2 protein-coding genes are annotated in these 13,539 nt (G+C 39.3%); both read left to right on the forward strand.

Annotation, left to right across the window (positions count from 1 at the left end; translation table 11 throughout):
* The first annotated feature begins 170 nt into the window (after positions 1 to 170).
* Entirely contained in the window at positions 171 to 6,341 is a 6,171-nt protein-coding gene (locus ACRDEC_RS00545; RefSeq protein WP_431496382.1) for a T9SS type A sorting domain-containing protein, read from the forward strand.
* Between the two features lie 90 nt (positions 6,342 to 6,431).
* A complete protein-coding gene (locus ACRDEC_RS00550) occupies positions 6,432 to 13,535 on the forward strand; it encodes a choice-of-anchor J domain-containing protein (protein WP_431496383.1) in 7,104 nt (2,367 codons plus the stop codon).
* The last annotated feature ends 4 nt before the right edge of the window (positions 13,536 to 13,539 follow it).

The raw sequence follows: 13,539 nt of genomic DNA on the forward strand, positions 1-13,539 counted from the left end.
AACAAAAGTAAATTAATAGTTAATTTAGCTTGTAAGGCATTGATTTTAAAAGGATTGTTGGTTTATTTTAACTTTAAAAATTCAGGAAACTGCAAAGGCATACATTAAGTTTAATAGAATTGGTGTAATTATTTTTATGGCATATCTATTAAACCAAAATATGTATGATTATGCAAAAAAAATTACAATTCACCAAAGTAATTGATTACTTTGATTTTAAAAAGCGAACCGGACTGCTTCAAAGTGCGTTTCTGATTGCATCGCTTTTTTGCTTCTCCGACAGTTTGTTTTCTCAAACTACATTAATTAATCCAACAACTGACGGAGGGTTTAATTCAGGAAATACATTTGCAGTAAATGGGTGGACTGTTGCCAATGAGGGAACAGGGTCTATTAAATGGACTGTTGGAACTGCTGCTTCCGGGATAACATCTATAGGTGCAACAACAAGTGGTTCAGGAACGGTTATTTTGACCGCTGCTAATGCTAACATTGTTGTAGGCCAGATAGTTTACGGAAATAACATTCCCGTTAATACTTTTGTGCAAAGTATTGCAGGAACTACTTTAACCTTATCGCAAAATGCCACAGCTAGTACTGCGGGTGTTGTGTTAGGTTTTGGAAAATCTTCCGGAAGTATTAGTGTTGGTACAACTCAGCTGACTAACGCTTCTATTTCTGCAAATACTTATTCGGTTACTTTGGCTGCCGCAAACCCAAATATTTCTGTGGGTATGGCAATTACTCCTGTTGCAGGTTTTATTGGTTCTGACACTTATGTGGCCAGTATTAACGGAACAACATTGGGATTGTCTAAGGCAACAATCAACGGAACTTCGCTTGCAGTTGCTCAAACTTTAACGTTAACAGCAACTTCAGCAGCAATTTCAGGTAATGCCGCTTACATAACAAACGATAATGGTGCATCCTATTCTTATGGGGGCTATCCAGTGAACAGAACGGTTTATTTCTACAGAGATATAACTAATGCTCCTTCGGCTGAAAATGCAATGACGTTGACATTTGACGTAAAATCAGATCCAACTTTCGGGGCTGGGTGGCAAGTATGGGTTGCACCTATTACACAAACAGTTACAGGTGTAAATACTCAGGTAACTTCTCCTTTTACTCATGGTGTTTCCTGGCCGGGTGCTACATTGCTTTCTTTCAATTCTAATTCGCAGGTATCCGTTACTAAAACGACAGCGTTTATTCCTAAATCTTTTGCCGGTATTCCTTTCAGATTGATTTTCGTATGGACAAACGGTACATCGGCAGGAACAACTCCTCCTGCGGCAATTGATAATATTTCGCTTACTTCAAGAATGTCTGAAGAAATTACCTGTGCTCATTCCGGGCTTTGGTCTCAGGCAAGTACTTGGGATGGAGGTAAAGTTCCTACTCCTGCTGATGCTGTGGTTCTTGACGGTGACAATGAAGTAGTTATGATTGACTCAAGATATTCAGGATGTGAAGATTTGATTCTTGCAGGATTAAATTCATTAGTACAGTATGCTATCAGTACTGTTATGGATGAATTTACAGTAAATAATGATATAAATATTGCTGCCGGTGGTGCTCGATTTAATAATCACGACGGTACCAATGGTAAATATTTAAAAGTTGGGCACAATATTGATGTAGGTCCAGCGGCAAGATTTGACAGTAGCCTTGGAGGTACAGGTAACTTTCAGGGTAGATTGACATTGAATGGGTCTTTACTTCAAACAATAACTGTTGATCCAGCTGGTTTTATAGGTGGTTCTTTAGCAGGAACAAATGGATTCAGCAACGTTGCAGGTGTATTAAATCAATTTGAAGTGACCAATACATTTTCAGGAGCAACAAATGTAATCTGGAATGCCAATGGTGTCAGAATCAAATCCAGTTTGAATTTAACAAGAGGTAGAGTAAATGTAACTTCAGGGAACAGATTAATTCTTGGAAGTTTTGGCTCTTTAAATACGGTAAACATTCCTGCCGGATATGGTTTTACCAATGGTACAGTATCCAGATGGATATCTTCTTCCAATACTAAAAATGTACAATCAGGAACTGAATATCCAGGAACCGATAATAATTATAGACCATACTGGTTTCCTTTTGTTAGCGGTGCCGGTTTAGACCGATCATTGTATTTATTGCCTGATGCTAGTCCGACGACAGCTGGAGAAGTAGCGATTACTTATACTGATGCAAGTACTGCAACTGGAAGTCTTTCAATTGCAGATGGTAGTTACACTATCAATAAAAGATACAACGGAAACTGGGTTTTCTCCACTCCGGATGCGAATGCTGTTCCTGCTGGTGCAGCTGTTTATTATACTACAGCTGGAAATCATAGGGTTGGGGTGTATGCTAACGGGGCTTTTGAAGCGACAGACGGTTCTTCAAGACTAATGAATGCTTCGGCTGCTTTGGCAGGTACTCATCAAGATGGTACAGCACAGCCATTTGTATTCAGAAAAGATTTGTCTTTGGCTAATTTAACAGCAGCTCCTGTGTATGTAGGAGTTAATAATGGGTCTGTTTTAAATACAGCTGCAGCTATTACTTCTGCAGGTTCAGGTGATTGGAATACACCTTCCACATGGGTTGGATCTGTTGTTCCTGCTTGCGGTACTATTGCTACCATTGCTAGTGGGCATAATGTAACTGTAACTGCTGCGGCCAATGCTGCTGGCGTAATTATCGCTAAAGGAGGTACATTGACAAATAATGCCGGAACGATGACAGTAGGTTGTACGGATAACAACGCTGCTTTTTTCAATTACGGAACGCATACGATGACTGGGGGTAATTTAAAAGTAAATGGTTTTGTTGCCTATAAAACAGGAAGTTTTTTCAACCAGTCAGGTGGTGAGATTATCATTGACAGTAATAATGCAGGTGATATTGCGACTTCGGTTGCTTTTGGAGGCTCTTCTTGTAAAATTGAAACAAATAATTTGAATTTAACAGGTGGTAAAATAACCATCGTTGACCCTCTTGTAAATATAGGAACTTCGGTTTCTGCGACTTCTATTGGAAATTACACATTGAATACAGAAGGTGCAGCCGGTACTTTTACTTATAATGGAAGTATTACCGGAAGTTCGGCCAGTATGGGAAATATCGCGAATGTTTTTGCTGTTGGTCAAGTAATTTCAGGGCATGCTAATATTCCAGCAGGTACAACTATTACAGCTATAACTATCGGAAGTTTTGGATTTCCTTATCCGCCGGTTACTTTAACATTATCAGCTCCGGTTTCTGCTCCAGTTGTAGCAGGGACTCCTTTGAGTTTTTCTTCTATGGTAAATAATTGTGCTTCGGTGGTTCTTGGAATGAATCCATCAAATGCAAACTTGGCTTTGGGCACAGGGGTTTCAGGACCTGGTATTCAAGCTGGATCAGTAATTACTGGAATAGCTATTAGTGGAAATGATTTTGCAAACAGTATAATTAAAATTACGTTATCATTACCGGTTACCGGTTTGGCTACATCGCCAATTACATCTCCTCAAACCTTGTCTTTTGCCGGTGTGAATCCGGGTTCTTATGCTGTAATTTTAACAGCTGTAAACCCTGCAATCACAGCTGGTATGACTGTTTCGGGAGCAGGTATTAAGCCAGGAACCTTTGTAACAGATGTATCGGATGCAAAACTTACTTTATCTGAACCAATTCAAGCTGGAGCTCCATCTCCTTTAGTTATGGACTTTTATGCATTCAATACCCAATCGAGCGGTTCATTTATTTATGCTTCGACGACGAATTATGCAGCCGGACTGAACCATACATTACAAATAGGTGATGGTGTTTCTAATCAAAATTCAGCTCTTATATCTAATGGATTCAACTGTCAGTTCCAAGCTTTGGGAGGATTATTCTCTTTAGGTAATTTAACAGTTGATGCTCCTGACGGAAATAATAGATTTATGAACGTGAGTAGCAACAATATCAATAATACTTACAATATGAACGTTCAGAATACATTAACGGTTACTGCCGGAAGTGCTTTCAGAAAAACGTTTGCTAATGGAACTGTTTATGTAGGTGGTAATATTGTAAATAATGGAACGATTAACTTTCCATGGGCATCAACTCCTTTGTATCTTGGAAATAGTGTCAATGGTGTGGCAGTGCCTTCTACGCAAGCGCAAACGATTTCAGGTTCTGGATCATGGGTTGCCAACCAATGGTCACTTAGTAGTGGTCCATTAACAGGTTATGCTTTATCTGGTTTAACGATAAACAATACAAATCCTGCAGGTGTAACATTACAGGTACCTAATTTCAGAGTGTGGGGTTCAGTTACTTTAACGAATGGTATTCTTCACACTTCTGCAGCGTATCCAATATATTGTGGTATTGAAGATGTTACAAGCGCTACCTATTTTGGAGGTTCTTTCAACGCACCAACAGGGAATAGCACGACCTATATTGATGGCCCGTGTGTTCACGCCAACAGATTTGATAGCACTTCTACACAATATAGACTATTCCCAGTAGGGAAAAATGGTAAATACCTTCCGATATTTATTGCTTCAAGCGGTGGTGTGGAACTTATGGCTGAGGCTTTCGATACCAATTCCGGTACCGTAAATGCTGCTAACGGTTCTAATTTAGGCACAGAAAGATGGAAAGTAAGTAGAGTAGGTTCTGCAGGTGCTTTTACAGGATACAATACCAGATTGGGTTCAAACTTAATTACTGCTTCTAATATCATAGTGCATTCGGCTACTGAAAATGGAGTGTATGATCTAGTTTCTGCTCCGGCTTCTGCTACAACTTTTGAATTAGCTTATTTCGCTACTCCAAATACTCCAACGCTTTATTTGGCTACTCCGCAAACAAGCGGTTTCTTAGGTAACTTTGCCTATTCTCAAGGTGTTGCTTGTACTGGGACTCCTGCTCCTGGAGCAACTATTGCATCTTCTATGTCTCCTTGTTCAGGGCAATCCATTACGTTGAGTTTAACAACTCCTGTTACAGGAGCAGGTGTAACTTACCAATGGCAAAGTTCAACAAATGGAGGAACTAACTGGACTAACATCGCTGGTGCTACTGCTGCTACTTATGCTGCTACTCCTTTTATGGATACTTTGTACCAATGTAATGTAACTTGTTCTTCAAGTACAGCTGCCTCAACTCCGGTTGCGGTAACTGTGGCATCATCAACAGCTAGTGCAACAGGGGCTTCGATCTGTGCTACTGGTACTGTTAATTTAACTGCTTCAGGTAGTACAATCTTGAATTGGTATGATGCATCAACAGATGGTAATTTGGTTGCAACCGGAACTTCTTATAGCCCTAGTGTAGCTTCAACTACTACATATTATGTGGCTTCTGGTTCAGAATCAATTGGTTTTGTAAATACTTCAGCATATACCGGTACAAGTGTTTCTTCTGCTTTATTTAAAGGTATTGCTTTTGATGTTACTAATAAACTAAGATTGAAAACAGTTACGGTTTATCCTAAAAACACAGCATCATTGGTACCAATAACGATCAGTTTATATGATGCTGCAGGTAATATTGTTACTGGAACTGCTCCGGTAATTTTTGTTCCGACTTTAGCAACGGGTACTGTTGGTACAACATCACAAGTTGTAACGCTTAACTATAATATCCCTGTTGGTACGGGTTACAGATTATTGGCTACTAATGGTTTGGTTACAACTAATAATACGTTAGGAAACAGTACAGCTGTAATCGCTTATCCAACAAGTGGACCACTTAAATTAACCGGTAATGTTTCGGCACTTAACGATGCAATCAGTACTACAGCTAATGCGACAAACTGTTTCCATAATTTGACTTATGATGAAATGTGTGAGTCTGTAAGAATACCGGTTACTGCTACTGTAGCAAATATCCCGGCTCCAACAGGTACTCCTATTCAAGATTCTTGTTTAACGGGAACGATTGCTGATTTCACAGTTACAGGTGGAAGCGGAGCTGCTTTTACGTGGTATGATGCCGGAGCACTTGGTAATGTTTTACCAACAAGCACGACTGCGGTTCTAAACACTACCTATTTTGTATCTCAAACGGTTAATGGATGTGAAGGACCAAGGTTACCAATTTTGGCTCAAGGAGGTTGTTTAAATATTGGTGGTTTTGAAACTACAGATTTAAAATATTTCCCAAATCCGGTTTCAAATGAATTGACTATTACAGCAAAAGACGTAATAACAAAAATTGAATTGTATAATTTATTAGGTCAAAAACTAAGAATTATTGATGCAAATGCAACTACTGTTCAAATAGATTTTAATGAGTTTAGATCATCAACTTATTTAGTTAAAGTGTACTCGGAACAAAACGTTCAGTTTTTTAGAGTTATTAAAAAATAACAATTTACAGGGAAGTAGGGCAGTCAGCCAGATTGTCTTACTTCCTAATTTTTACAACGGATTTTATGTTTAACAACAAAAATTAAAAAAATGCAAAAAAAAATAGCCATATCTAATTGGATATTTATTTCAAAGTTTTTTCTTCAGCGTAAGAAGAATTTTGAGATAAGTATCTTGCTGATATTTACATTTGGATTATTTTCAAATTCTGCTTTTGCGCAATTGCCATTAGAAGATTTTGGTAGTGGAATACCTGCAACCTGGGCAATTACCAGCAATCAAACAGTGACCAATAACTGGGTTCCGACAACTCCTACCGGAGGTTATTTGGGAACACCGGGTGCTATGGTAAATCCTGCTTTAAATAATACTGCGGGTGTAACAGCAGAATACTATTTGATATCACCCCAATTTTCGACTACAGACATTACCGAAATTAGGTTTTATACCAAACAAGGCAGCTTTGTCAATAAAGGAACTACTTATGAACTAAGACTTTCAACAGCTAATCAGCCGGATATCAGCAGCTTTAACGTGGTGTTGCAATCCTGGACGGAAGCCCAATTGAATGTCTCGGCTACAACTTATGAAGAAAAAATAGTTACTGTTCCTTCTATTCCGGCTGGAATACCGGTATATATCGCCTTTGTTGCTGTGACACAACAAACAGGAACATCTGCAACAAGTGGAGATACTTGGTTTGTAGACAATGTAAGAGTAATTTCAAGTTGTACTCCTGTAACGGGAATCACTTCTACGATGACCGCAAATGGAGGTGTAATCAACTGGATACATCCAACAGCAAGTAATTTTCAAATCCAAATTGTTCCGCATGATGCCCCTTATGTTCCAACAGGAGGAATTCCGGTAACAGGAACCTCTTATAATGCAATAGGTTTAGCAGACGGGACAACTTATGATGTATATATAAGAACAATATGTGATGCTACAACAGGGAGTTCATGGGCCGGCCCTTTTCCGGTTACAACTGCAAAACTGGGATTAGACTGTGGTACTCCCATTGTTGTCCCAACAAGTATCACAACAACACCATATGTTTTAAGTACTAATTTAAGTACGTTTCATGACCCTCAAAATTATACTCCTTTAGACTCGCAAGGTTTAAGCTGCCAGCCTTTTGGTTCTACCCAAAACTGGTTGTCTGGAGATCATGCCTTTTTATCTTACACGCCAACTACTTCAGGGCTTGTAAATATTAGCCAGGCGGTAAATATCAATTACCCGTCAGGATGTTATAATAGTTTATCAAGCGTATTTATTTTTGATAGCTGTGCCATTGGGACTACGGCAAACTGTTTGGGATCGCTTGTTACAGGAGAACCTTCCAGTGTAACTTCTTCCCAGCTTCAAAATATCTATATGCAGGCGGGACAAACGTATTACTTTGTCATTTCGTCGCCTTTTCAATATTATCCGGATCAGGACGGGGCAAGTATTTGCTTTACTTTTACTTTATCGGCACCTTCTTGTCCAATACCTTCAGGGATAACCTATACTAATTTAACGCAGACGAGTGCCACTTTTTCTTGGGATAATCCCCAAAACTTGGTCAATGCCTGGGAATATATCGTTAAACCGGTTGCTCAAGGCGCGCCTACCGGTTCAGATGTAGTAACTCCTACAGCAACGAATACCAACAATAGTGTTATAAATCTAACGTCAGCCACAAATTATAATGTGTATGTGCGCTCAGTTTGCGGCGGCACACCTGGAGGATGGTCTGCAGCATATGCTTTCAGGACACCATGTGATGCTTTGACACCACCTTATTATACAGGATTTGATGATGATACCATGAATAATTGCTGGTCACAATTGAACATGAATAACGACAGTGACTCTTTTGGTTTTGGGCCGAATGGCTTTAGTGAGCCTGTGGCAAAATTGAGGACTTCAAATGCAGAGAATAACACCAACGATATGCTGGTATCTCCACAATTCCATTTGGATGGAGTGACTCAAAAAAGATTACGATTCAAGTATAATATCTACGGTAACTGGGGACTTATAGTAAATAATCCTACTGGTGGTCCGGGCTCTTTTGAAGTGAAAATTTCTACGACTGGTATTGGTGCACAAAATTTTACTACAACCGTAATTCCTTTGACATCTTATACGACAGCTTATAATTTTATTGAAGCTATTGTTCCTTTGCCTAATATTACAGGAGATATCAATATTGCCTGGATCTTACCGCAAGGAGCTACACAAACAGGATCTTGGATTTATATTGATGATGTATATGTAGAAGATTTACCTGCTTGTTCAGAACCTAGTTATCCGGTAGTTACTGCGGGTTCTATAACTTCTACTTCAGCTGAAGTTTCCTGGACTAACGGTTACAATAATTCCCAATGGGAGCTGGTAGCACAACCTTTAGGCACAGGTGTTCCTACTACACCAGGGATTATTGTTAATAGCAATCCTTATACCTTGACAGGATTAGATCCGTCTACACGATATGAATTTTATGTGAGAGCCTATTGTTCGGCTACTTTACAAAGTACTTGGGCAGGGCCTATTAATTTTAATACATTATGTATTGCTCAGCCAACACCTTATTTTGAAAGTTTTAACGACGTTGATCCTAATACGAAGAAATTCTGTTGGTCAACTAACAATGTTGATGGCGATCCTGCAGAATGGAGGATCACAGGGACAGAAGCAAGTATCTATCCGCAGCCTGTTAACTTTTTTGAACCTTTTTCGACCTATAATGATTGGCTAATCAGTGCGCCGGTTAATGTTGTTGGGACCAAAAGGTTACGTTTTAAATACAGAGTAACGACTTCTCCGTTTTTCCCATCTCCAAGGGGTAATTTTGAAGTATTAATGTCGTCTACTCCTGATTTCAGTACGTATACGACTTTGATTCCTACACACAATTTTTCCAATGGAAGTTTTATGGAAGATGCTGTTCTGCTTACGGGAACAGGAACTACTTATATTGCTTTTAGGCTTCCTCCGGGAATGGCTAATCCAAGTGAAACAGGAATCGTAGTGATTGACGATTTCGTAATTGAAGACGCGCCGGCTTGCCCGAACCCTTCTCATTTAGCAGTTGCTAATATTACTCCTACAACAGCGAATTTGAATTGGACTATCGGAAATACTGAATCTCAATGGCAAGTTGTAGTTCAGGAAGCCGGTTCAGGAATCCCAACAGGTTCAGGAACAACAGTAAATGCAATTCCAACTTATAATGCTACAGGTTTAACGCCTGATACAAACTATGAGTATTACGTTATCGCTGTATGTAATGCTACAGAAAGCAGCGAATGGGTAGGGCCGTTTACTTTCAAAACTACCTGTAATCCATTGGCCACACCTTTCCTTGAAACGTTTGATTCTAATTCGAATACAGAATCTTGCTGGACAGTTGTTAATGCGAATGAAGACGGAAACAGCTGGAACCTTAACCAGCCGGCCAACCCAATTTTCGGTGACCAGATGGCTGCTTTATTTACCGGAATGAACGGTAATAATAATGATTGGTTAATCACACCAACCCTTACGGCACATGCGGGTCAAAGGTTGCGTTTTTACTATAAAGTGCTTGATAACTTTTTTGAAGAAGATTTAAAAGTAATGCTTTCTGTAAATGGAGTAGCTACAAATCAATTCTCACTTTTATATGAGAATAATACAGTTATTCCAACAGATGCTACAGGAACCGTTGCAGGTTCTGATATCATAACTTTAACTTCAACTCAAGGAGTACAATTAGGAGATAGAGTAGATATTCCAGGTTGGGTAATTCCATATGGTTCAACGGTTGTTGCTATCAATGGTTCTGCCATAACAATATCAGGAAATGCTGATATAACAGCTGCGGGCCCACTAAATGTTACATTCGTTCATGAAACCATTAATAACACGCAAGTGCGCGAAATGGTCATTAATTTAGATGATATTACAACTGCGACAAACATTAATATTGGGTTCCATACTCCTTATTTTCCACCAAATCCTTGGAATTATAGAGGTCAATATACTTTTATCGATAATGTAATTGTAGAAGATATTCCGGCATGTCCGTCTGTAATCAATGCAGCGGTTAGCACTATTATGGACACCACTGCCGGAATTAATTGGGAAGTAGTCGGTTCTGAAACAACATGGGAGATTTCAGTACAGCCATTTGGTACGCCTGCTCCGGTAGGCAGTACCCTTCCTCAATATTTGCAAACAACAACTGCACATCCATATACGATAACAGGGCTTGCACCATCCACTAAATATCAGGTGTATATAAGAGCTGTTTGTAGCGGTAGTTCACAAAGCGAATGGGTAGGTCCTATTGAAATTCTGACAAAATGTGACCTTTCTAATTTATGTGAATACACAATTTCACTTAGCAATGGTAATACAGGTCAAGTGTACCAAGGATTAGATGTGGTTCAAAACGGGGTAGTGTTGCAAACGCTTGAATTCCCTGTAGATGCGCCAAACCAACCTACAGTGTTGGATCACCATGTGTTTTTATGTTCTGGTATTGAATTTAACTTGTATTGGAATGGAATGGGAAGCGGGCTTCAATATTCAGAAGCACAAGCAGTAATTAAGGATCAATCCGGAACAGTGGTTTGGACCAGCCCACTTGGTTTAGGAACCATTAATACTGATATTTATACTGGAGTTTCTAACTGTGCTGCTGTTACTTGTCCACAGCCTACTGATTTGGCAGTGAGTAATTTAGGAGTGCTTTCTTGGACGCCTGGCGGTTCAGAAACACAATGGGAAGTTTTTGTACAGCCATTAGGACAAGGCTCAATTCCTCAATCGGGTACTATTGTAAACACGCCAAATTATACTCCTGTTGCTTCGGATTTTTATAATCCTTTAGCGGGTACGAATGAATTTTTTATAAGAGCAATTTGTGGTTCCAACGATAAAAGTTATTGGACAGGACCAAAAGTATTCATTAGAAATGATGAACCTACTACAGCCATCCGACTTAACGTAAACCCTTCTGAAGCTTGCGTATCGCAAGGTGTCAAAGCTTCTTTCATAGGCGCAACACCATCAAATGTTCCAACATCTTGCGGTAGCTTGAATGGCGGCGATATTTGGTACGAATTTGTAGCAGCTTCTAAAGTTCAGACAATTGAATTAAGCAATTTCAACCCTGGAAGCTATTATACGAGTTCTTTTACAGGAACCTGGCCTAAAATCATGTTGTCTTTATATGAAGTGCAACCGGACGGTTCTCTGGTAGAAAAAGCGTGTAGTGAGAATAATTCGTTAGTTACCGTATATTCTTCCGAATTAACTGTAGGTACTATTTATAAAATCAGGGTGAAATATGATGGTTCGGCAACAAATGAGAAGCAATTCGATATTTGTGTCAGCACACCATCGGATATCTGTAATATGAATGCTTTTAATTACAGTTTTGAAAAATTACCAATGCAGCATGTAACCGGAATCACTACCATCATTGATGCCGTTGTGGTACCAGGCTGGAGGGTTAATACAGATTGGGGAACAATGTTCTTCCAGGAAGGATCCAATTCCGGTGATGTTTCGCCATATTCAGGTGGACAATGTTTGCAATTGACACAGGATGGTGCTGATGCTTGGGATCCTAATGATCCTAATATCAAAGGATTGTACAAAGATTTTGATACTTCGGAAATCAAAGTAATGGATTACAGTTTTGCAAGTGCAACACGACAAACTAATGGTACAGGTACAACCCTTCAATTGTTTGCAGGACCTCCTTCAGGACCTTTTACAGTGATTGCAGAAGATCATGCTGATAGTTTAATTTGGGATTTGATCAAAGGAAGCTATACGATTCCTAATGGTCAGACTACAACACGTTTTATTTTCCGTGTTAAAGAGAATGCTATCGGGCATATTTTGGATGCGGCTAACTTTAAACCAAATACAGATATTCTAACAGAGGACACAACATTGCCTTGTACTCAGACATCATTGAATGTTGAGGCGGTTGGAGTAGGACAGTGGATTGCTGATGCCAATAATCCGGGAGTTACCAGTATAGGTGATCCTGCAAGTACAGCAACTGCTATTTCAGGATTCGCGGTACCGGGTGTTTACACTTATTATTGGAAAACACGCTACTGTGATAAAGTCATGACAATAACCTATCAAGGGGTTACTGAAGTTGCTACTGTAACAACTCCTGTTACTTACTGTATTAATCAGGTTGCATCTCCATTAACGGCAACTGCACCTGCGGGTTATACTTTACAATGGTTTACTGATCCTGTAGTAGGAACCGGAGATGCAAATGCTCCAATTCCATCAACAACTACAGTAGGGACAACTACTTATTATGTAGCATTAGTTGATGCTGGCGGATGTATCGGTGCAAGAACTTTAATTGAAGTTGTTGTAAATCCAAAAATCACTCCGGTAGTAGGATTCGGTTATGATGAGACTCAGTATTGTGTGGCAGGAAACAGTCCTGTAATCACTCTTGATGCTGGTTTTAGTTCAGGAGGTGCTTTTACAGTAAATCCTACTATAGGCTTACTTGTTGATCCTGTAACTGGTGCTGTTAATGTTTCAAACAGTACTCCGGGAACGTATGTTATAACTTATAATGTAGCTGAAGATAATGCAACTTGTAATTTAGGCGGAACAAGTAATTTCACTATAACAATTCAGGAAGCTCCTGTTGTTGTAATCGAAGATGTTTGTGAAGACCACATGTTATTACTGAAAGCATTGCCGGTTAACGCTTCTTTTGATCCGAGTACAGCTGATTATATTTGGAAAGACCATAATAATCTTGTGATTGGTACAAATGCAGATACCTTAAACGTAGATGAATATCTGAGCCAGAATCCATCAGTTAGTTTACCATTAAACTTTAGCGTTTCTATCACATCAGGTAATTGTATTGCTGAGGCTTCATTTACTCTTGAAAATGATCCTTGTAAAATGATTCCTCGTGGTATTTCTCCGAACAATGATAATTCGAATGATTCATTTGATTTGAATGGTTTGGATGTCAAAGAACTTTTGATCTACAACCGTTACGGTACTGAGGTTTATTCTTTCAAAGGGAATTACACGAACCAATGGAACGGATTGTCTTCTTCGGGAGAAGAATTGCCTGATGCGACATACTTCTACAGTATTCGTAAGGCTAATGGTAATACGGTTACGGGTTGGGTATATATCAACAGACAATATTAATCAA

This window comes from Flavobacterium sp., assembly GCF_050696275.1.
Lineage (GTDB): Bacteria > Bacteroidota > Bacteroidia > Flavobacteriales > Flavobacteriaceae > Flavobacterium.